The sequence below is a fragment of the Niveispirillum sp. genome, assembly GCF_017996735.1.
Taxonomy (GTDB): domain Bacteria; phylum Pseudomonadota; class Alphaproteobacteria; order Azospirillales; family Azospirillaceae; genus Niveispirillum.
Genome location: NZ_JAGOGJ010000074.1, coordinates 1 through 21,414, shown reverse-complemented (window position 1 = coordinate 21,414; position 21,414 = coordinate 1). Strand labels below are relative to the sequence as shown.

Here is a 21,414-nt window from a genome sequence, read left to right as displayed (position 1 = left end):
TTACATGCGGAAGATTGTGGCGGAAAGTCACACATGGTTTCACGGATGTAACGAATTATTGCGGGCACTGGCCTGCATCCCTGCAGAAAGCCAGCATTTCAGGGGCCGCGGAAAATATCGATGATGAAACCGGTGGTCAGGGCTGAAAATAAAGTGGTCAACATCGTGGAACTGGCGGTGCGCGCCACATGGGTCTCGTAACGCTGCGCGAAAAGAAACACATTCATGCCGCTGGGCATGCTTGCCGTAGTGACCGCCACGGCCAGGGTCAGGGGCGGCAGGTCGAATATGTAACGGCCTGAAACAAACACCGCCGCCGGCAGGATGAAAAGTTTCACCAGGGTCATGAACAATGTTCGCCCCAGAAGGTCAGTGACCGTCAAACCGACGAGACTCGCACCCAGCGCGAACAGTGAACAGGGGACCGCCGCGTCGCCCAGCATACGCATGGCGCTGTCGACGGGGGCGGGAATGCGCAGGCCCACGGCACCGAAGGCCAGACCGGACAGGATGGCGATGATCACGGGATTCTTCACCAGCGCCATCAGCGTCTGCCCCGCGATGCGCAGGGGGCCGCCGCCCTGCCCTGCCCTGGACGCCTCGGCCAGCACGGTGGCGATACCGATCAGCCAGGCGGCGTGACCGGTGACCAGCAGCAGCATCTGCTGCAACCCCGGCTGCCCGAACGCCGCCAGCATCAGCGGCACCCCCACCAGCACCGTGTTGGAAAAGCAGGCCCCCAGCATCAGGGTCGCAGCCCCGCCCAGCGTTTCCCGGTAGACCCAGCGGGCATACAGGAAACTGGCCACCATGACGCCGGTCAGCGCCAGATAATAGGCGGCGACCAGATTCATCTCATCGCCATGCGGCAGCCCGCGTGCAGCCATGGACCGGAACAGCAGGCAGGGCAACGCCAGATAGAAGATGAAGTTCGACAGCGACTTGGCAAAATCCGCCGGAAAGACCGGCGGCCGTCCCACGATGAACCCGACAGCCACCAACCCGAAGACCGGCAGGATGATATTCAGGATCGTGTCCATGTCACTCCCGTCCCCGGCGGGCCAGCAGGGCGATGAACATCAGCGACAGGGCCAGCATGCCCGACACCACGGCCACCAGCCCGCCCCAGCCCAGCGCCGCCCAGACGATGCCCCCCGCCGCGCCGACAAGGCTGGACCCCAGATAATAGGAGAACAGATAGATGGAGGATGACTGGGCCTTGCCGGTGGCCGGGGCCAGGGCGCCGACCCAGCCGCTGGCAATCGAATGGGCACCGAAAAAGCCGAAGGTCATCAGGCCGATGCCGGGCACGACCGTGTAAAGACTGTCCCACAGAGTCAGTCCGACACCCGCCGCCATGACCAGCACCCCGGCCGCCATCACGCGTGGCCGTCCCCATCGCGCCGTCAGACGGCCCACGGAGGAAGACGAGCCCATGCCCAGCAGATAGGCGCTGAAAATCAGCGCCACCACCGATTGCGGCAGGTTGAAGGGCGGCAGGAGAAGCCGGAAACCCAGATAGTTGAAGATGGTGATGAAGCCGCCCATCAGCAGGAAGCCCTGGACGAACAGCAGGCTCAGGTCCCCCCGTCCCAGCGGCAGCGTCAGGGCCCGCAGCATCGACCCCAGCCTTGCCGGGCGCCGGACAAATCCCGCCGACACCGGCAAGGACCGCCAGACGGCGAAGGCAGAGGCCAGCCCCAGCGCCCCGATGCCGATGGTTGCCGCCTGCCAGGGCAGGAAATCAACCACCACGCCGGTCACCAGCCGACCCGCCATGCCGCCCATGGCCGATCCGGCGATATACAGCCCCATGGCGCGGTCAAGCGCCGTGGGGTGCATCTCTTCCCCCAGATAGGCCATGGCCACGGCCGGTAATCCCGCCAGCGTCACCCCGAACAGGGCGCGGGCAAGCAGCAGCCCGTGCCAGGACGGAATGACGGCCGTCACCACGGTCAGCAGCGCCGACAGGGCCAGGGATGCCACCATCACCGGCTTGCGCCCGAACACATCGGCCAGCGCACCGGACAGCAGCAGGGAGAACGACAGGAAACCGGTGGCAAGAGACAGAGCCAGAGCGGACTCCGCCGGTGCGACCTGAAAGCTGTCGGCCAGCAGCGGCAACAGGGGCTGCACATGGTACAGCAGGGCGAAGGTGGCAAAGCCCGCCGCGAACAGCGCCAGGGAGACCCGGCGGAATTCCGGCGTTCCGATCCGGACGCCGGCCAGGACGCTGAACCACGACGGGGCGTCCATCATCACATGTAATCGATGCGGATGCGGGACGCGGCCTCCTGCGCGGTGGCCCGCGCCTCGTCCGTATCGGTCCCGCGCGCCAAGGCCACACCCATGCGGCGATAGGGCCGCGTGGTCGGCTTGCCGAACAGGCGCACATCGACCGCCTGATCCGGACGCCCCGTGAACAGGGCGTTGGCCAGACCGGTGAAGGCGAATTCCTGCGCGTCACGGTCGGCCAGGATCACGGCGCTGGCCGAGGGGCCATACAATTCCACCACCGGAATGGGCAGGCCTAGGATGGCACGGGCATGCAGGTCGAATTCCGACAGGTTCTGCGAGGTCAGCGTGACCATGCCCGTATCATGCGGGCGCGGGGACAGTTCGGAGAAGATGACCTCGTCCCTGGTCACGAAGAATTCCACCCCGAAAATCCCGTGACCGCCCAGATCGTTGACAACCTTGGCCGCCATGTCCTGCGCATCCTGCAACAGGTCGGGCCGCATGCCCATGGGCTGCCAGCTTTCCTGGTAATCGCCGCGTTCCTGGCGATGGCCGATGGGCGGGCAGAAGACGATGCCGTCCTTGGTGCGCACGGTCAGCAGGGTGATCTCGTACTCGAACGGGATGAATTCCTCGACGATCACCTTGGCCCGGTCACCGCGCATGTTGGCGACGGCGTAATTCCAGGCGGCCTCAAGCGCGCCCTCTTCCTTCACCGTGCTCTGGCCCTTGCCCGATGACGACATGACGGGCTTGATCACACAGGGCAGGCCGGTATGCGCCACCGCCGCCTTCACCTCGTCGAAGCTCTCGGCATAGCGGTACTTGCTGGTGCGCAGGCCCAGATCGACGGCCGCCAGTTCGCGGATACGGTCGCGATTCATGGTCATCTGCGTGGCGCGGGCCGACGGCACCACCGTGAACCCCTCGCCTTCCAACTCGGCCAGCATCTCGGTTCGAATGGCCTCCACCTCCGGCACGATGAAGTCCGGCCGGTGCTTCTCCACGGCGGCGCGCAGCTTGTCGCCATCCAGCATGGGGAAGACCTCGCGCCCGTCGGCTACCTGCATGGCCGGCGCATTGTCATAGGCGTCGCAGGCGATGACCTGCGCGCCCAGGCGTTTGGCGGAAATGACAAATTCGCGCCCCAGCTCACCGGAGCCGAGCAGAAGGATCTTCGCCGTGAATGGCATGGCCCACCTATATCTTCCGGGCTGCCCGTCCCAAGGCGCCCCCCTTGGGCCTTGACCCTAAGGTCGAAGGGGCCTTCACGCAACGGGCGCCCGGCGCGCGGGTGGCATGCCTGCGAGCCGTGGCCCGGCACGCCTCGGGCCACAGGCATCAACGCTTGAGCATCGCCAGCATGCGATCGAAATGGACAATGTCCTCCTTCAATCGATCCAGCGCCCGTTCCAGAGGTTCAAAGGCGGGGCGCAAATCATCTCGCTGCCACGCCAAAGCCAACTGCCCAGCCGGCAGCGTTACCGGCAGAAAATAGACGCCATTGCCCTCGTGCTCCCAGCCGTGCCCGACAAGAAGGGCGATCCATTCGTCAGCGCCACCCTTCCAGTCATATTCCGACCGGAAACGGAAGCCGAAACGGTCCTCACCCACTCCACACAGATCAGCGAGTTGATAGCTGTTGCTGGCGTTGCGTCGGCGTTCCAGTTGGAACCAGGCATGGCCATCCCAAGCTAGTGGGCGCACCCACAGGGCCGTGAGTTCCTGCTTGGGCTTATAAGTGCTCTGCCACCCGTTGGCGCGCAGCCAACCTGACAGAAATTCTGCGATTTCCGCGTAGACCCGGGGCTCCATATGGGTTTCGTAATAGACGACTGTCTTATTGAACAGCTTGAAGTCGTTCAGGATGGTGAAGCCGGCGCGGATATCATCGGCATTGGACATGGCGTGTTCCTCCAGGGTCAAAGAGTGGCGATATGGTCCGCATAGCCCCTGATCAGAAATGCCGGAATCGGGGTAACCCCTTGGGCGACACGGCGCAGGTCACCTGACAGATCGCACCAGGAGAAGCAGACGATCTCGTTTCTGTCCTTATACCGGCCGGCGGTGTCAGGCGCCCGACCGTCCCGCGTCAGGTAAATGGCCGCCCAGGGGCGGTGGCCAGCCGCCCTGGCCACCGCAATGTCACAATAGCGCTCCATTTGCCAACTCTGTTCCCCTGCATCGATCTTGACCTCGATGATCAGGAAAAAGCCGGGGTCATCCACCGTGATGTCCATGCGGTTCGATCGATCGCCGGGCGCACACTCCTCCACCTGAACGCTGCAACCGGTGGCCGGGGCCGGTGGAAATCCGTCACCCAACCGAGCTCTTAACCGCAACAGCAGCGCCCTCAGCAACCCGTCCCCACAACCATGATCACCCTGCGGGTCCAGAAACCAGGCCAGCACGCCGGAATTGCGAAGCTCGTCGCGGCGCCCCCCCCGACGGTCCAGGGGTTGGCAAAAGCTCCGGCTGTCTTCATTTCAACGAACATTGGGCCCAGTGCCGCCAGCATAGCAGCCAAACCGGCCTGATCCCCGGCATCCAGTCTAAAGGCGGCGCTGCCCGCACCGGCCTCGGCAGGAAAGGGCAGATCACGCAGCCTGTCGAAAAGACCGGCCAGCGCGCTGGCGTCGGGCTTGTACTGATCCTTCGCCACTATCTGCGCCTCACCCGTGATGTTGTTGCCCGACCACAAGCTTTGCCACTGTGGCGTGTATATTTCAACCTAAGTCATAGCGCCCCATTGACGCCCCCCGTCGCCACGCCGTAAAGCCTTTCCCATTATGACCGAGCCCAGCGCCCCCCAGATCGACACCCTGTTCGTGACCCGCCTTTACCGTGCCGAATTGGACGGGATGGAGGCGTTGAACGATGAGTTGGCCGCCTGCTGCCGGTCGGCGGCAGAGGATGACGTGGCTGGTCAGAAATGGTCGGCAAAGAACGGCTATACGGGCTACACATCCTATTCCTCGCTGGACGACCTGCCCTGGCGTTTTCCCGCCGTCAAGACGCTGAAATCGCATCTGGACCGGCATGCCAAGGCCTTCGCGAAACAGCAGGAATGGAACCTGGGCGACAAGAAGCTGGAACTGGACAGCCTCTGGATCAATGTGCTGGACCCCGGCGGGTTTCACGGGTCGCATATCCATCCCAACAGCGTGATCAGCGGCACCTATTATGTGGAAATCCCGGACGGCGCCTCCGCCATCCGGTTCGAGGATCCGCGTCTGGCGCTGATGATGGCCGCCCCGCCCCGCAAGCCCAAGGCCGCGCGCGAACTGCTGTCCAGCATCCCCGTCTCCCCCAAGGCCGGCACCTTGATGATGTGGGAAAGCTGGCTGCGGCACGAGGTGGTGCTCAATCAGGCGGAGAGTGAACGCATCTCCATCAGCTTCAACTACGCCTGGCGCTGACCAGGATGGGATCAGCCCCGGCGGGCGGGGCCCTTCTTCGACGTGGCGTTTTCCACATCGTCCATATAGATGACGAGGTTCAGCGAACCGCCGATCACTTCCACGAACTTGTTCGCCATGGAAGGCAGGCGGATTCTGCGATCAATGCAGTAATTGACCAGCGACGCAGCCAGTTCCGCAACATTGCGGGTAACGCGGTGCTGCTTGCCTTCGTTATCCTCGATAATCAGCGTGGCGCTGACCGGTTCTTCCAGCAGTTCCAGCCCCACCACCTGACCGACAGGCAATTGCAGGCGCTGCTTGCGCATCAGGTCGACAATGGCCTGGATGGCTTCACGTTCCGTAAAGCCCAGCGTGCGCATCTCTTTCACGCGGTGACCCTTCTTGATTCCGCAACGGTTCCTTGCAGGAGCTTAGGCCGGAACAAGCCGTTCAACCCAGCGATTTTTCGACTTCCAGCCCCGCGATGTCGTGCAGCCGCAGCAGGCCCAGGACCGAGCCATCCTCGGTTACCACGGGCAACACATTGATCTGGTGGGGTGTTTCCATGATCTCCAGCGCTTCCAGCGCCGTGGCATCGGGGCCGCAGGTGCGCCGGACGGGGGCGGTCATACAGGCAGCGGTGTCACGTTCCAGGAAGCCTTTGCCATGGTCTGCCAGTCCGCGGCGGATATCGCCTTCGGTCACGATCCCGGACAGACGATTGTCGCCATCCACGACCAGGGCCGCCCCGTTGGGGAAGCGGGTCATGGCCAGCAGCGTCTCGAAGATCGGCTGACCCGGCTTGACCAGGGCCACCCGCTCCGGCGCCTTCACCATCAGGTCCCCGACCTTGCCGGCCAGCACGATGCCCAGCGTGCCGCCGGGGTGGTTTTCCCCGTAATGGGCGATGGTGAAACCGCGCCGCTTGGCCACCGCCACCACCAGCGCGTCGCCCAGCGCCAGCATGGCCGTGGTGCTGGCGGTCGGCAGCTTGGTTTCCGTCGCCTCCCGCTCCACATGGCAACGCAAGGTCCAGTCAGCGATGCGCGACAGGCCCGACGGCACGCGCGACACCATGGCCGCCACCTTTACCCCGCGCCGCGCCGCCACCTTGCCCAGGTCGACCAGTTCCTGGGTCTGCCCGCTATTGGACAGAAGGATGACCAGATCCCCCTCCCGCAGCGCCCCCAGTTCGCCATGCAGGGCGTCCAGCGCAGAATAATAGAAAGAGGGCACCCCTACCGAGGCCAGTTTCGAGGCCAGCAGCCGCGCGATCAGGCCCGACTTGCCCACCCCGGCCACCAGCGTGTTGCCCGATCCGCTGGCAATGTGGGCGACCGTGGCCAGGAAATCCGCGTCCAGGCTGTCCAGTTGGGCCAGCACGGCCTTGGCTTCAATCCGCAGCAGGTCGGCGGCGGCGGTCAGGGCGGGGTCTTTCTCGGGCGTCATGGTTCTTCCAGGGGGCGACAGGTTCGTGCTGGCACGGATGTAGGGGAGCCGCCTTGTCGCCGCATCCCCCGTTTCGCGGGGGACAGGGCTGCGATCAGGCGGCACCGCCGCCCATCTGCGCCAGGATCATGTCATGGAAGTGGCGGAGGCGATCCTCATTGACACCCAGCAAGGCCGCCCCCTCCACATGCCGCAACCCGGCGCCGACTTCGCCGCAGACGGCCCGGTCCTCGGACAGAAGCTGGCTGTTCAGGGCCGACAGGTGGCTGGTGAGGGCAGCCAGCGCCGCCTTGCTGGCCCCGTCCCGCGCCTTGGCCAGACACAGGCGATACCGCAACGTGAAATTTTCCGGTCCCGTCGGTTCCAGGGTCTGCACACTCATCATGCGGCCGGCCGTGATGCCGATGGCCAGATTGGGGAACAGCAGCAGGTGGACATAGCCCTCCACACCCGCCACCGCCTCCACCGGCGTCAGACCCAGCCGCTTGCCAGCCCCCTCCCACCAGCGCTGTGCCTCCGGTCGGATACCGGCATAACCGATGGAATGCAGGCCCGACGGCACCACGCGCCAGGACCCGTCCACCACGGTGCGGAAGCTGTCGGCATGCACGGCATCGACGTGATAGACCTCCAGCACATTCTCCACCCCCACCTTCCAGTTGGCGGCCCAGGGCTGCGCCTCCTGGGCGAAGGGGGCGGACATGCCATCGGACAGAGACTGCAACAGGGCGGCATGCGGCCCCAGCCAGTCGGCCAGCGACGGGCCGCCGGGTTCGATCCGCACGAACAGGAAACGGCCGACCCGCTCCAGCTCATAGCGTTTCAGCGCCAGGGCGCGCTTGCCCTCCCGATCCAGGCCGAAACAATCGCCATTGCCCGGAATGCCGACCGGCACCCCGTCGCGATCATAGGTCCAGCCATGATAGGGGCAGCGCAGGGGACCGGAGGCAGCGCCCGCATCGCCCGCCCGCAAACGGGCAAAACGGTGTGAACAGACATTGCGCAGGGCACGCAGTTCACCATCGAAATCCTGGACCAGGACCGGTTCGCCCGCGATCTCCCGCGTCAGCCAGGCCCCCGGTTCCGCCAGTTCATCGCTGAAGCCGACGAACTGCCAATGGCGGGCGAACAGCCACCGTTCCGCCGCGAGCCGTGCAGGGTCGCGGTAATCGGCGGCGGTCAGAAGGGCGGGACGGGCCAGCATGGGAAAACACCGGAGATCGTGACCGGCACAGCCTGCATCGTCCGCCCCCTGCCCCGCAAGCCGGCAGTAGGTCGCGGCCGTAAAGCGTCAGAGCGCGTCGGCCGCCTTTTTCAGCACGACCTTGTTCGTGGCGGTGCCGAACCAGCCCAGGACAGTATTGTGATGGTCGATGATCTGTTCAAAGGTCAGGCCGCCCATATCGCAGGTCGTGTGCCCGTCCGACAGCAGCGTGACGTCGAAACCATGGGCGATGGCGCTGCGCACCGATGTGTCGATGCAAAAGGGCGTCATGCAGCCGCCGATGACGACATGGCGGATACCCCCATCCAGCAGTGCCTGCTTCAGACCCGTGTCCAGGAAACTGTCGCAGGTGGTCTTGTGGATCACGCGCTCGCCCGGCTGCGGCGTCAGTTCCCGGCGGATTTCCCAACCCGGCGTGCCCTTGGCCAGCCGGTGGTCATCCGACGCGTCATGCTGCACATGGATCAGGGTCACGCCGGCCTGGCGCGCACGGGCCTGCAGGTCCGCCAGACGGGCAACAACCCCGTCCAGCGCCGTAACGGCGGCCAGGTGGCGCGGCCCGTCGCCGGCCGGCAGGATGCCTTCCTGCACATCGATGACGATCAGGGCAGTTTCGCGGGGCACAATCATGGGATGGGTCCTGTGCTGTGGTCGCACGCGGCATAGCGCAGAATTGTTTCTGGATGATTTCAGGCAGGGGCGAACCCTTGCGATGCATGGTGGATGCGCTACCGTCACGGGCGCAATCCAACAAGCCCCAAAGGGCATCATCATCCAAGGAACGGGTATCGTGCGGATCATCGGACATTTCATGCGCGGCAGCGCATTGGCCCTGGTGCTGGCCCTGGCGGCCATCACCGCCCCGGCGCAGACCACGCCGGCCAAGGTGGAGCGGGTCCAGAGCGGCAATATCGTCACGGAGAACATCCCGGCTGTCGACACGGCCCTGGGCGAGAAACTGTCGGCCTATCTGGCCGCCCGGTCCGCCAGCATGCTGGACTGGACGCCCGACGGGAAGGGCATCCTGATCACCACCCGTTTCGGGGAAACGTTCCAGCTTCATCTTGTGGGCGGCCCGATGATGGCGCGCCAGCAGCTCACCTTCGCCGCCGAACCCATCACCAGCGCCGCCTTCAGCCCGGCCAAAGGGTCCAGCGATCTCGTCTATGTCTGGGACAAGGGCGGGTCGGAGAATTTCCAGTTCTTCCACCTGGATGTTGCAACCGGCAAGACGACACTGATCACCGACGGCAAGTCGCGCAACCAGGGTCTGGTCTGGAACCATAAGGGCGACCGGTTCGCCTTTTCCAGCACGCGCCGCGACGGCAAGAACACCGATGTCTATGTCGGCGGTCTGAAGGATGCGGCCACCGTGGCGCCGCTGGTGGCACAGGCGGGTTCCTGGGGCGCGGTCGCCTTCTCCCAGGATGATGCAAGGCTGCTGGTCGGCCAGTATATCTCCATCACCAAATCCTATCTGTCGGTGGTAGATGTCGCCACGGGCGCCCTGACCCGGATCAAGCCGGAGAAGGACACCATCGCCCTGACAGGCGTCGGCTTCACGACCGATGCCAAGGGCGTTTTCCTGACGTCGGATGAAGAGGGCGAGTTCAAGCGCCTGGGCCTGCATGATCTGGCGTCGGGCAAGACGACCTGGATCACCGCCGACGATCCCTGGGATGTGGAGGAGGCCGTGCTGTCGCCCGATGGCAAGCGCCTGGCCTATGTCCTGAACGAAGGCGGCTGGTCCACCCTGCGCGTCATCGATACAAAAACCTTGAAGCCGGTCAAGCTACCCGCCCTGCCCAAAGGCGTAATCGCCGGCGTCTCTTTCAGCCCCGATGGATCCAGGCTGGCCCTGTCCCTGACCACGCCCACGGCCCCCGCCGATGTGCATGTCGTCGATCTGGGCAAGGGCAAGGTGGAACAATGGACCAAGAGCGAGGTGGGTGGTCTCAATACCGGGAATTTCGCCGATGCGACCCTGGTGCAGTTCCCTACCTTCGACCAGCGCCAGATCCCGGCCTTCCTGTTCAAGCCCAGGAATGCGAAGGGCAAGCTGCCGGTCATCATGCTGATCCATGGCGGGCCGGAGGGGCAGAGCCGCCCGAATTTCAGCTCGACGGTCCAGTTCTGGGCCAATGAGCTGGGGGCCGCCGTGCTGCTGCCTAATATCCGGGGGTCGGACGGGTACGGGAAGACCTATCTGGGCCTGGATAATGGCTTCAAGCGCGAGGACAGCATCAAGGATATCGGCGCCCTGATCGACTGGGTCGCGACCCAGACCGACCTGGACAAGGACAAGATCGTCGTAGCCGGCGGCTCCTATGGCGGCTATGCCACGCTGGCCGCCATGACCCACTACAATGACAAGCTGGCGGGCGGTGCCAACACGGTCGGCATCTCCAACTTCATCACCTTCCTGGAGGCCACGGCGGAATATCGCCGCGACCTGCGCCGCCCCGAATATGGGGATGAGCGCGATCCGGAGATGCGCGCCTTCCTGCAGAAAATCTCCCCCCTGACCAATGCGTCGAAGATCACCAAGCCCATGCTGATCATCCAGGGCTACAACGACCCGCGCGTGCCGGTGGGCGAGGCGGAGCAGATGGTGGCCGCCATCCGCAAGAATGGCGGCGAGGTCGGCTATGTCCTGGCCATGGACGAAGGTCACGGCTTCAAGAAGAAGTCCAACCAGTTCGTGGCCATGATGGCGCAGGCGCAGTTCTTCCAGAAGGTGTTCGGGCAGAAGTGACGGGGACGGGGACGGATCGGGCGGCTTGTTAGGCCTGTCCGATCCGCCCCGCTTCCGCTTTGCCCTTTGCCGATGCTACCATGATGGCAGAGAGATCCTTTCCGGCGTCAGGCATGAACCGCTTCCCAGATCGTTTCCAGACCGGCCAGCGCCCGTTCCTGATTGCGGAGATGTCCGGCAATCATAATGGCGACATCGACCGTGCGCGGCGCCTGATCGATGCCGCCCGCGATGCCGGGGCCGACGCGGTCAAGATCCAGACCTATACCGCCGACACCATCACCATGGATATCGACCGGCCCGAATTCCGGCTTGAGGGCGGATTGTGGGCCGGCAAGACGCTCCATGAACTGTACCGGGAGGCGCACACCCCCTGGGAATGGCACGGCGCCCTGTTTGCCCACGCCCGCGACGCCGGCATCGCGCTGTTCAGCAGCCCGTTCGACCCAACGGCCATCGACCTTCTGGAAAGCCTGGATACTCCGGCCTACAAGATCGCCAGTTTCGAGCTGATCGACCTGCCCCTGATCGCCAAGGCGGCGGCCACGGGCAAGCCGCTGATCATGTCCACCGGCATGGCATCGCTGGGGGAGATCGCGGAGGCGGTGGCTGCGGCGCGGGAGGCGGGGAACGACAATATCGCCCTGTTGCATTGTGTGTCCGGTTACCCGACGCCGGTGGAGGATTGCGATCTGCGCACCATTCCCCATATGGCGCAGGCTTTCGGCCTTCCTGTGGGCCTGTCGGACCATACGATGGGGGTGGCTGTACCCGTGGCCGCCGTGGCGCTGGGCGCCGTCATCATCGAAAAGCATTTTACGCTGGCCCGCGCCGATGGCGGCCCTGACTGCGCCTTTTCCCTGGAACCGGCGGAGTTCAAGGCGATGGCGGAGGCGTGCCGCGTGGCGCATGCGGCCCTGGGCGACATCTCCTATGCGCTGAAACCGTCGGAGGCCGGCGGGCGGACCTTCCGCCGCTCCCTCTATGTCAACCGCGACGTGCCGGCGGGCACCGTGCTGACCGGGGCCGATGTGCGGTCGATCCGCCCCGGCCTGGGCCTGGCGCCCAAACATCTTCCCGATATTCTGGGCCTTACCGCCGCCCGCGACCTGAAGCGGGGGGAACCGGTGGACTGGACCATGCTGGGCAAGGCGCCCTGATGGCACCGCGCATCATCGGCATCATCCAGGCCCGCATGGGCTCCACCCGCCTGCCGGGCAAGGTGATGCTCCCCGTGGCGGGCCAAAGCCTGATCGCCCACCAGATCGGCCGGTTGCGGCGGTCCCGGCATCTGCACGGGCTGTGTGTGGCGACCAGCGATCTGCCGGGCGACGATCCGCTGGCCGCCCATGTGGAGGGGCAGGGCGTTCCCGTCTTCCGGGGCAGCGAAAGCGATGTGCTGGATCGTTTCTACCGGGCAGCCCTTGCCCAGCAGGCCGATATCGCCGTGCGTTTCACCGGCGACTGCCCGCTGATCGACCCGGCACTTGTCGATGACCTGATCGCGCTTTACCGCAACACCGATCCGCCGCCCGCCTATGCCGCCATTGACGTGTCGTGCTATCCGCGCGGCCTGGACGCGGAGATCGTGGGGATGACGGATCTGCGCACCGCCTGGGAGGAAGCGCGGGAGGATTTCGAGCGCGAACATGTCATGCCCTTCCTCTGGCGCCGCCCCGACCGGTTCCGGCTGGCCTGGCTCAGCGATCCCGCGATACGGGCGCCCTGGCGCTGGTGTGTGGATACCGAACAGGATTTCATCCTGGTACGGTACTTGCTGGAAACGCTTTTGCCCGTTAAGCCAGCATTCGGCTGGCGTGATGCGGATGGCGCCATGCGCGCCCATCCCGACTGGGCGCTGATCAACCGGGATGTGGTGCAGAAGCCGCTTCCCCCGACCTGATGTGAGGAGAGTTGCCATGACGCGCGCTGAATTCCTGGCCGCCCTGGAAGAGATGCTGGAACTGGATGCCGGCAGCCTGTCGCCCGACATGGCGCTGGACAGCCTGGACAGTTGGGACAGCCTGGCCGTCATCAGCTTCATCGCCCTGGTCGATGAACATTTCGACCATGTGGTGGCGGGCGAGGATCTGGCCAAGGCCAAGACCATCGGCGATCTGCTGGCCCTGACCGGTGCGGACCTCGCCTGATCCCATGTCGGCACTGCCCCGTCCCGCCATTCCCGTCGGCCGCACAAGACGGCAGGTGATCACCCTGGCCGGCGGCCCGGCCGCCTGGATCAATGGCGGGCGCCTGGGCATCGGGGAGGGGCTGCAGCGACCCCTGGTCCTGCTGCACGGTCTGGCCGGCGATGCCCTGACCTGGCAATTCAACCTGGCCGCCCTGGGCGCGGACCGCGCCGTGCTGGCCCCCGACCTGCCGGGCCACGGGTCCAGCACGCTGGAGGTAGGGGCCGGTCACGTCGACGATCTGGCCCGCTGGGTGGGTGACCTGATCGATGCCTGGGGCGTGCCCAAGGTCGATCTGGTGGGGCATTCACTGGGCGCCCGTGTCGCGCTGTCGCTGGCGCATCAGCGGCCAGGGGTAGTGGCACGCGCCACCCTGATCGCCTGCGCGGGGCTGGGCAGCGACCTGGATCATGAATTCCTGGACCGGCTGGCCGATGCGTCAGACCTGGACCAGTCGCGGCTGGCGGCCGCCAAACTATTCTCCGCGCCGGGCTCCCTGGTCGAACCCATGGCCCGCGCCCTGACCCTGCGCCAATCGGTGCCGGCAAACCGGGCTGCCATCAAGGCGCTGCTGGATGCCAACCGGGCCGAATTGTCGGAACGGCTGGTCACCCGCGACTGGGCGCCGCCGGTGCCGGTGCAGTTGATCTGGGGCGCCGATGACGGCATCGTGCCACCGCCGCCGGCCGATCTGATCCCCGCCGGCATTGCCTTCCACCTTCTGTCCGGCGCCGGCCACATGCCGCATGTGGAAGCGGCCAGCCGCGTCAACGCCCTGATCGGGAGCTTCCATTGACCGACACCCACGCCATGCTGGACCTGATCGCGCGGGAAACCGCCCGCATCCTGTCGGAAAAGGGGGAGGCGGCGGCCGCCGTCACGGCCGATACCGCCTTTCTGGAGGGTCCCCTGCCCTTCGACAGCCTGGATCTGGCCACACTGATCGTGGCGCTGGAGGAATTGACGGGCAAGGACCCGTTCCGCCAGGGCTTCCGGCAGTTCAACACGGCCGCCGAACTGGCCGCCCTCTACGCTGCGGCGTGAAACCATGCCCGGCATCTGGGAATGGATCGGGGGCGGCGTTGTTCTTTACCTGCTGCTGCTGGCCCGCAGCGCCTGGAAGCAGGGGGAATTCAAGCAGTTCCTGTGGGGGCTGGTCATCGTCGCGGGACTGATCGGCTTCATCGGTGGCGTCATCTGGGCCTGGATCAAGGTCAAGGGCGGCTGAAACCCTTGGATTGCCGGCACGCCCTGTCGCATGATGCCCCCATGCAGGACAATACCCCTCCCCCCTGGCTCAATCCCCGCTTCCGGCTGGTGACAGGCGGCCGTGACTGGACATGGGCCGATCTGGCGGCAAGGGCGGAGATGGTGGCCGACGGCCCGCTGGTGGCGGATGGCAAGGATTTGCCGGGAACGATTGCCGCCCTGGTCGCGGGCTGGCACCGGGCGGTACCCATCGCGATGCTGCGCGGCGGCCTGCCGCCGCCGGAAGATACCGGCCTGTCCGGACGCCTGCTGCTGCTGGAAACCTCCGGCACCACGGGCACGCCCAAACGGATCATCCGCCCTTTCGACACGATACTGGCAGGGGTGGAGGTGCCGCGCGGGGGCGATGGCGGCCGCTGGCTGCTGACCTATGATGTCTGCGGATATGCGGGGCTTCAGGTGCTGCTGACCGCGATGGCGGGTGGGGGCGTCCTGCTGGCGGATCCTGGCGTCGATGCGACCCGTCTGGTCCGGATGGCGGCGGAACAGGGGGCCACCCATATCAGCGCGACGCCCAGCTTCTGGCGCGTGCTGCTTCTCTCCGGCATCCGCCCCCCTCTGGCCCGGATCACCATCGGGGGAGAGGCCGTGGACCAGCCCCTGCTCGACATGCTGGTCCGGCACTTTCCGGGGGTGCCCGTCCGCTGCATCTATGCCTCGACCGAAGGCGGCAGGCTGTTCACGGTGGCCGACGGGCGGGAGGGATTTCCCGCCGTCTGGCTGTCGCAGCCCCCCGCAGACATATCATTCCGGATATGGAATGATATGTTGCAGGTAAAGCGGTCGGACGACTGGATCGATACAGGGGATCTGGTTGAAGCCGTTGAGGATCGGGTTTTATTCCGGGGACGGAATGATATGATTGTCAATATTGGCGGCCAGAAGGTCAACCCGGCCCTGGCCGAAACGCGCCTGCTTTCCCTGCCGGGGATCAGGGATGCGGTTGTCTATGGCATCGCCAACCCGATCACAGGGTCCATCCTGGCCGCCGATATCGTGGCACCGGATTGGCGGGAAGACGAGGGCTGGCGGACACGGGTTACCCAGGCCTTCACCGACCTGCCCGCCCCGGCGCGGCCCCGCCGGGTACGGCTGCTGGACGCCCTGCCCTTGTCAACCGCCGGCAAGAAACGACGCATCGCGGAGGAAGCATGAGCCGCTTGATCATTGTCACCGGCGGCAGCCGCGGCCTGGGTCTCGCCATCACCCGTGCCCTGCTGGAGGCGGGATACAGCGTGGCAACGTGCAGCCGAAGCCAAGGCGAGGCCCTGCCCGCCATGATGGAGGCCTGCCCCGACCGCCTGTTCTGGCAAGAGGCGGATATCGGGAATGCCGCCTCCAGCCAGGCCTTCATCGATGCCGCCGTGCGGCGGTTCGGCGCGCCATGGGGCCTTGTCAACAATGCCGGCATCGCGCGCGAGGGCATCCTGGCCACCCTGCCCCTGGTGGAGGTGGACCTGTTGATTCAGACCAACCTGTCGGGCGCAATCCAGGTAGCCCGTGCCGTGTTGCGCCACATGCTGTCGCGCCCCGGCGGCGGACGCATCATCAACATCTCCTCCATCATCGGACAGCGGGGCTATACGGGGCTGGCCGCCTATGCCGCCACCAAGGCGGGACTGGACGGACTGACCCGCGCCCTGGCGCGTGAGGTGGGGCGCCGCCAGATTACCGTGAACAGCGTGGCCCCCGGCTATCTGGACACGGAAATGTCGGGTACCCTGTCCGGCGGGCAGCGTGATCAGATCGTGCGGCGCACGCCCCTGGGCCGGCTGGGCACGGCGGACGATGTGGTTCCCTCCATCCTGTTCCTGCTTGGCGACGGCGCCCGTTTCATCACCGGGCAGACACTGACCATCGATGGCGGCATCACCTGCTGAATGAAAGGCACCGCGCATGGCCCTGGCCCGCCTCGACGGCATCGCACTTCGCGGCATCGTTTCCGCCCTGCCCGCCAATGTGGAGGATGTGACACATCTGGCCGCCCGGTTTGGCGCCGACTATGCCGAACGCATCGCCAGTGCCACCGGAATCCGGCGCCGCCATATCGCGGCACCCGGACAATGCATGTCGGATCTGGCCCTGCCCGCCGCGCGGGAGTTGCTGAACGGGCTGGGATGGGCGGACAACAGCATCGATCTGCTGGTCTGCGTGACCCAGACGCCCGACCATCCGCTGCCTGCGACCGCCTGCCTTCTGCAGAACCGGCTGGGTCTGGCGGGGCATTGCGCGGCGTTCGATGTCGGTCTGGGCTGTTCGGGCTATGTCTATGGGCTTTGGCTGGTCGCTTCACTGTTGGCCGGCATGGGGCGTGGACGCGCGCTGTTGGTGGCGGGCGATACGACAAGCCATACGTTGACCCCCGACAACCGCTCCGTCGCCCCTCTGTTCGGCGATGCGGCCACCGTCACCGCGATTGAATGGGACGCGTCGGCCGGTCCGCTTACCATCGACGTGGGCACGGACGGCGCCGGCGCGCCCTATCTTATCCGAGCCGGCGGTGGAACACGGCAACCAGACGGCCCGCTATTGTTCATGGACGGCACGCAGGTTTTTGCCTTCACCCTGCGCGAGGTACCGAAAACCATCGCCGCGACGCTGAACGCATCGGGTATCGGCATCGCGGAAATCGACCATGTCGTGTTGCATCAGGCGAACGAGATGATGCTGCGCCGGCTGGGCGCCAAGATCGGCGCGCGGGAAGATCAACTGGTGCTGGCCCTTGCCGCGCGCGGCAATACCAGTTCCGCCACCATCCCCCTGGCCATGACCGACATGCTGTCGGTCTCCCTGGCCACGGGCGAGCGCAAATTGCTGCTATCCGGGTTCGGCGTCGGCTGGTCCTGGGGCACCGCCATCTGGCAGACAGGCCCCATAGCGACCTGCCGCACCCTTCTGGTCGATCAGGACGGCAGTGTCATTCCGGCTGGTTAAGAACAGGCCGGCGACGGACCTTGGTTACCACCACCGGGGTCTTTTCCGGCCGTTCGCCTGCTGACTGCGGCGACTCGGCGGGGAACAGCTTCCGGCAATTCTTCAAGGCGCGGTAATAATTGCCGGACTTAACCAGGGCCTGGATATCGTCAAACGTCGCGTTCTCAGCCGGCTGAGACAGACGCGCCTCTTCCAGGATGATCCCGAACTTGATCAGGTTCAGCTCGGCATCCTCCGGGAAGATGTAGATGAGCTGAATGATAAAATAGAGTTTCTTTTCAATGGTATCGCAGTTCTCTTCCTTCAGGATTTCCCGTCCGCGCAGGAAATTGACCTTGTTGTAGAAGAACAGCGACACGGGATGATCGCCGACGCCCAGAACGGCGCCATTGACGATCAGCTTTTCCCCTGGTCTGAGGACGAGTTTCAAAGGCACGGCATCATTTCCCGTTTCGGCATGCCCGCAAGCAGCAGGAACCACTTTGGACAACAACTAGGAAGTAAGCCACCAGCCCCTTGCGGGTCACGAAAAAAACGAACGCGGGGATTGCGACTTTTACCCCCGGTCCGATTCCATGGCTGGAAAGGCACGGGGTGGAATCAGGAACGGCGGGCTTTTGGCCCGCCGTTTCCCTTGCCTTACGGCGCCTGGGCTTAGAACAGCCGCAGGATCGACTGCTGAGCCTGGTTGGCCAGCGAGAGGGAGATCGTGCCGAGCTGCTGGCGGGTCTGCAACAGCAGCAGGTTTGCACCTTCCTCGTTCTGGTCGGCCTGGACCAACTTATTAGAGCCTTCCACCAGAACGTTCGAGAACTCGTTGGTGAAGCTCTCACGCGTCTGGATGACGTTCAGGTTCGTGGACAGCGCCTGCGAAGCACCACGCAGGGTGGAGGTCGCAAAGTCGAGGCTGGACACAGCGCGATCGATGTCCGCACGATCCAGGAAATCGTTCTGAGCGTAATCGATGCGCAGGCCCTGACCACCCGACGTCACGTTCCGGCTGACCACCTGGATGTTGGAGGTGTTGTCAGCGTTGAACTGCACCGCCAGATCATTTTCGGTGTTGGCATCGGTCCGCTGCACCGTCGTCAGATTGGCGGACAGGTTAGCCGATGCCGTCTGCTTGACCGTCTTGCTGTCGATGGTGACACGCACGGTGCCGCTGTCGAAGTTCAGCGAGTTCTCGCCATCCGAAAGCTTGGCGTTGCCGCGGGCATTGTTACCCGAACGCTCGACCGTGACACCATTCAGATTGGTGGCCGAGAGGGTGATGTCGACATTCTTCTGGATGGTGGACGTGCCGTTGGCGGAAGTGCCCAGCGACTCCAACTCCGAACGGTCAATCGTGAAGGACACGGTCGTACCGGAAGAGAAGGTAACCGACACCGACTTGCTTTCGGCATTCGTCGTGGTGGCACCGATGCTGAAGCTTGTACCTGTGCCCTGGGTCTCGTTCGACGTAATGGTGAAGCTGTCGATAAAGCCACTGGCATCCGCAGCGCCATCCGCAATCGTGAACCGATTGGTGCCAGAGGCGCCGACTGCGGTGTTCACGAGATCCTGCAGCTTCCCACGGACCGCATCGCGGCGCTCGGACGGATCGGCAGAGGTGATGTCTTCTGCGGTCGCCTTATAAACGAAGGACTGACCGTTGACCGTCGCGGTGAAGGTGTCACCTTCTTCAACCGCGCCGCCGATGGTGACGCTGGACACCTGGGCGACGCCCGAGGAGCCGTTGTTCACGCCGGCCGTCGTGGTCTTGGCAACGGCGGACTGCGTGTTGTCGAAGAACTTGAAGGTACGCGATTCGCCATTTTCCGTGACGATGGCGGTACGCTCACGACCGCTGTTGCCGCGCAGCTCGATGCTGATGTCAGCAAAATTGCCGGCTTCGGACGACAGCGTACCGGACACCGCAACCGAGGTGATGCCACGGGACTTCTCGGCCTTGGCGATATCTTCCAAATCGGCGGTGATGGCACCGGAACCGGAAACCTTGACCGAATAGGTATCGGCGCTGACCACATTGGTCACGCGGCTGTTCGACATACCCGGAAGGCTGTTGACCGCAGTGCGGCTGTCGGCCGTGCTGTCCAGCGTCAAACCATTGCCGGCCAGGAGGTTCTTGCCCTGGTAACCGCTATCGCCAGCGATCTTGTCGATCTGGTCCTTGATACGGTTGAACTGTTCCGCCAGCGACTTACGGGTCGCAATGGAGGAAGCGTCATTACCCAGGTTGGAATAGGCGGTGGTGGTCAAGCCCTTGGCCTGCTGCACCAGATCCTCAATCGCGGTGATACCCTTATCACCGGCCTGGATCGTGCTGATAGCCTGGCCCATTGCCTCCTTGAGGTTCGACAGGTCGCCTGCGCGGGTGTTCAAACCCTTTGCTGCAAAGAACGACGTGGGGCCATCAAGGGCGCTGTTGACCTTGTTGCCGGTCGCCAGACGGGACTGGATCGACTCGACCTGCTTGTTCGTCTTCTGCAGGAGCAGAAGGTTGGTACGCATCCCGGCGGTAAGGCTGACGTCACTCGAAGACATAGCGTCTCTCCTTTGGAGGTATGATTTACCCGAATTTTTCGGGTTGAGACCAGGGAACACCCTTATCCCGGAAGAGTCAAGCCATTAAGAACAGCGCAAGATCGCACCTATCCGAATGGTCTGCCCCGAAGCGGCGCCGGCATGGTCATGCCATAAATCCGACACCCAATAGTATAATCGACCAGCCAAACAATGACAGGGCGAATTAAAGAAAATTCCAGAGATCTTTGTTCTTAACGACCCTTCGGAGGGACAGAAAAGAACTCGCTCAGGCGACGAAATTCACCGAACTGACGACGGACCCGCCCCCGGCGATCGTCACTGTGGGAGAGGCGGCAACGGTGGGCGACACGCCGACACCACGGGACACGCCAAAACCCGGCGACCCATTGGCCGCAACCGTACCGATGCTGTCACGTGCCAGCGACAGCAACCGATTACCACTATCCCGTCCCGTTCCACCCCGATCATCGGAAGGCTCGGAAACACCCACCTCCCGGCCGCGCAACTGGTACTCGCGGACCACTTGCTTGGAGGGATACTGGGTTTCCACATCACCACTGCCGCCATCGCGGAACAGCAGGATCGCCACAGCGGCATCGCTGTCATACTGAACGACGGGGCTAATATAAGGGAGTTGAGTGGTTCGAACGGCCTGTGGGGGGGACGCAGCTTCCGTTGCCGCGACGCTTGTGGGCGTTACCGCGGTCATAACGGGTGTTGCTACACTCCTGATCCCCTCGATTTGCATGGCCGGAAGCCTTTATCTCTACTCCATCACGTTAACCCAGTTTCATGGGGGGCGCAAACGGATTCTTCATTGCAGCCAAGTCGGTTGAATCAACAGAGAGTCCCGGCGGTGTTTCCGGTGCCGCGGCCCAGGCTTCTTCACTTTCCGGACAATGATCAGGAGCGGGATTTGTCTTTCCGACCCGTCATTCGACTTTACCTGCTCTTGTCCCGACCCATTCCCCAATAGCAATAACCAGTTCGGCTATTGTGGGCTCCCAATCGCCCCATACGGACTGTCGAAAAATCCGTAAACTCGGATACCATGGGTTGTCAGGACGTTGGCGCAGCCAGCGCCAACAGCCGTCAAAGCGCGACAGAACCCAGGTAGGCCGCCCCAAGCCGCCCGCAAGGTGAATGACAGCCGTATCGACGCCGATGACCAAGTCCAATTCGGCAACCAGGGCCGCCGTATCGGCAAAGTCCGACAATTCGTCGGTCCAATCGGTGATATCCAGGGCCGAGTCAGCGATTTCCACCGCCTTCGGCCCCTTTTGAAGGCTGACCAGACTGATGCCCTGTACCGCAGCAAGGGCCGACAATTGGCTGAGCGCAAGGCTGCGACGACGGTCGGTCGCGGCCGCGCGCGGATCGCCCGCCCGCCCGTCCCCCGCCCAGACC

Annotated in this window: 25 protein-coding genes; 11 read left to right on the top strand and 14 right to left on the bottom strand. The window is 64.4% G+C overall.

The window, feature by feature from the left end; genetic code table 11:
- Positions 1–98 precede the first annotated feature (98 nt).
- From KBA48_RS20695 to KBA48_RS20670, 6 genes are all read right to left on the bottom strand, one after another.
- Complete coding sequence (locus KBA48_RS20695) at positions 99–1,040, bottom strand: AEC family transporter (RefSeq protein WP_292909903.1); 942 nt, start codon at positions 1,038–1,040, stop codon at positions 99–101.
- Between the two features lies 1 nt (position 1,041).
- Positions 1,042–2,259: an MFS transporter gene (locus tag KBA48_RS20690; RefSeq protein ID WP_292909901.1), complete on the bottom strand. Its 1,218-nt coding sequence runs from the start codon at positions 2,257–2,259 to the stop codon at positions 1,042–1,044.
- The gene (gene purT, locus KBA48_RS20685; RefSeq protein WP_292909899.1) at positions 2,259–3,431 is read right to left on the bottom strand and encodes a formate-dependent phosphoribosylglycinamide formyltransferase; all 1,173 of its coding nucleotides are present in this window, start codon (positions 3,429–3,431) and stop codon (positions 2,259–2,261) included. The genes KBA48_RS20690 and purT overlap by 1 nt, the downstream gene beginning before the upstream one ends.
- 148 nt (positions 3,432–3,579) lie before the next feature.
- Positions 3,580–4,143 carry a hypothetical protein gene (locus tag KBA48_RS20680; RefSeq protein ID WP_292909897.1) on the bottom strand — a complete coding sequence of 188 codons (564 nt, stop codon included), beginning with the start codon at positions 4,141–4,143 and terminating at the stop codon, positions 3,580–3,582.
- A 17-nt stretch (positions 4,144–4,160) separates the two neighbouring features.
- The gene (locus KBA48_RS20675; RefSeq protein WP_292909895.1) at positions 4,161–4,649 is read right to left on the bottom strand and encodes a PD-(D/E)XK nuclease family protein; all 489 of its coding nucleotides are present in this window, start codon (positions 4,647–4,649) and stop codon (positions 4,161–4,163) included.
- Positions 4,592–4,939: a hypothetical protein gene (locus KBA48_RS20670; protein WP_292909893.1), complete on the bottom strand. Its 348-nt coding sequence runs from the start codon at positions 4,937–4,939 to the stop codon at positions 4,592–4,594. The genes KBA48_RS20675 and KBA48_RS20670 overlap by 58 nt, the downstream gene beginning before the upstream one ends.
- A gap of 88 nt (positions 4,940–5,027) precedes the next feature.
- On the opposite strand from KBA48_RS20670, the gene KBA48_RS20665 reads away from it, so the two are divergent.
- Positions 5,028–5,657: a TIGR02466 family protein gene (locus tag KBA48_RS20665; protein ID WP_292909891.1), complete on the top strand. Its 630-nt coding sequence runs from the start codon at positions 5,028–5,030 to the stop codon at positions 5,655–5,657.
- Positions 5,658–5,668: 11 nt separating this feature from the next.
- Here the strand turns inward: KBA48_RS20665 and KBA48_RS20660 are convergent, their stop codons facing one another.
- From KBA48_RS20660 to KBA48_RS20645, 4 genes are all read right to left on the bottom strand, one after another.
- Positions 5,669–6,028, bottom strand: coding sequence for a hypothetical protein (locus tag KBA48_RS20660; RefSeq protein ID WP_292909889.1), 360 nt, complete (start codon positions 6,026–6,028; stop codon positions 5,669–5,671).
- A 61-nt stretch (positions 6,029–6,089) separates the two neighbouring features.
- The gene (locus KBA48_RS20655) at positions 6,090–7,088 is read right to left on the bottom strand and encodes an SIS domain-containing protein (RefSeq protein ID WP_292909887.1); all 999 of its coding nucleotides are present in this window, start codon (positions 7,086–7,088) and stop codon (positions 6,090–6,092) included.
- 94 nt (positions 7,089–7,182) lie between these two features.
- On the bottom strand, positions 7,183–8,292 hold the full coding sequence (locus KBA48_RS20650; protein WP_292909885.1) for an aromatic ring-hydroxylating dioxygenase subunit alpha: 1,110 nt from the start codon (positions 8,290–8,292) through the stop codon (positions 7,183–7,185).
- An 87-nt stretch (positions 8,293–8,379) separates the two neighbouring features.
- A complete protein-coding gene (locus tag KBA48_RS20645) occupies positions 8,380–8,943 on the bottom strand; it encodes a cysteine hydrolase family protein (protein WP_292909883.1) in 564 nt (187 codons plus the stop codon).
- Positions 8,944–9,103: 160 nt separating this feature from the next.
- Between KBA48_RS20645 and KBA48_RS20640 the strand changes: the two genes are divergently transcribed.
- From KBA48_RS20640 to KBA48_RS20595, 10 genes are all read left to right on the top strand, one after another.
- Positions 9,104–11,068, top strand: a complete 1,965-nt coding sequence (locus KBA48_RS20640; RefSeq protein ID WP_292909881.1) for a S9 family peptidase — start codon at positions 9,104–9,106, stop codon at positions 11,066–11,068.
- A gap of 113 nt (positions 11,069–11,181) precedes the next feature.
- Positions 11,182–12,228, top strand: coding sequence for a pseudaminic acid synthase (pseI, locus tag KBA48_RS20635; protein ID WP_292909879.1), 1,047 nt, complete (start codon positions 11,182–11,184; stop codon positions 12,226–12,228).
- Entirely contained in the window at positions 12,228–12,971 is a 744-nt protein-coding gene (locus tag KBA48_RS20630) for a glycosyltransferase family protein (protein ID WP_292909877.1), read from the top strand. Before pseI ends, KBA48_RS20630 begins: the two co-directional genes overlap by 1 nt.
- A 16-nt stretch (positions 12,972–12,987) precedes the next feature.
- The gene (locus KBA48_RS20625) at positions 12,988–13,218 is read left to right on the top strand and encodes an acyl carrier protein (protein WP_292909875.1); all 231 of its coding nucleotides are present in this window, start codon (positions 12,988–12,990) and stop codon (positions 13,216–13,218) included.
- Between the two features lie 4 nt (positions 13,219–13,222).
- Entirely contained in the window at positions 13,223–14,053 is an 831-nt protein-coding gene (locus KBA48_RS20620; RefSeq protein ID WP_292909873.1) for an alpha/beta fold hydrolase, read from the top strand.
- Positions 14,050–14,301, top strand: a complete 252-nt coding sequence (locus tag KBA48_RS20615) for an acyl carrier protein (RefSeq protein ID WP_292909871.1) — start codon at positions 14,050–14,052, stop codon at positions 14,299–14,301. The genes KBA48_RS20620 and KBA48_RS20615 overlap by 4 nt, the downstream gene beginning before the upstream one ends.
- Before the next feature lie 4 nt (positions 14,302–14,305).
- Positions 14,306–14,485: a hypothetical protein gene (locus KBA48_RS20610; RefSeq protein WP_292909869.1), complete on the top strand. Its 180-nt coding sequence runs from the start codon at positions 14,306–14,308 to the stop codon at positions 14,483–14,485.
- A 41-nt stretch (positions 14,486–14,526) separates the two neighbouring features.
- Complete coding sequence (locus KBA48_RS20605; RefSeq protein WP_292909867.1) at positions 14,527–15,681, top strand: class I adenylate-forming enzyme family protein; 1,155 nt, start codon at positions 14,527–14,529, stop codon at positions 15,679–15,681.
- Entirely contained in the window at positions 15,678–16,406 is a 729-nt protein-coding gene (locus tag KBA48_RS20600; protein WP_292909865.1) for an SDR family oxidoreductase, read from the top strand. The genes KBA48_RS20605 and KBA48_RS20600 overlap by 4 nt, the downstream gene beginning before the upstream one ends.
- A 16-nt stretch (positions 16,407–16,422) precedes the next feature.
- Positions 16,423–17,460, top strand: a complete 1,038-nt coding sequence (locus KBA48_RS20595) for a 3-oxoacyl-ACP synthase III family protein (protein WP_292909863.1) — start codon at positions 16,423–16,425, stop codon at positions 17,458–17,460.
- On the opposite strand, the gene KBA48_RS20590 is transcribed toward KBA48_RS20595, so the two are convergent.
- The 4 genes from KBA48_RS20590 to KBA48_RS20575 form a co-directional block, all read right to left on the bottom strand.
- Complete coding sequence (locus KBA48_RS20590; RefSeq protein ID WP_292909861.1) at positions 17,444–17,953, bottom strand: flagellar biosynthesis repressor FlbT; 510 nt, start codon at positions 17,951–17,953, stop codon at positions 17,444–17,446. The genes KBA48_RS20595 and KBA48_RS20590 overlap by 17 nt on opposite strands.
- 161 nt (positions 17,954–18,114) lie before the next feature.
- Positions 18,115–20,004, bottom strand: coding sequence for a flagellin (locus KBA48_RS20585; RefSeq protein WP_292909859.1), 1,890 nt, complete (start codon positions 20,002–20,004; stop codon positions 18,115–18,117).
- A 268-nt stretch (positions 20,005–20,272) separates the two neighbouring features.
- Positions 20,273–20,596: a hypothetical protein gene (locus KBA48_RS20580; protein WP_292909857.1), complete on the bottom strand. Its 324-nt coding sequence runs from the start codon at positions 20,594–20,596 to the stop codon at positions 20,273–20,275.
- A 343-nt stretch (positions 20,597–20,939) separates the two neighbouring features.
- A partial coding sequence (locus tag KBA48_RS20575) for a glycosyltransferase family 9 protein (protein WP_292909855.1) occupies positions 20,940–21,414 on the bottom strand: 475 nt, incomplete at its 5' end.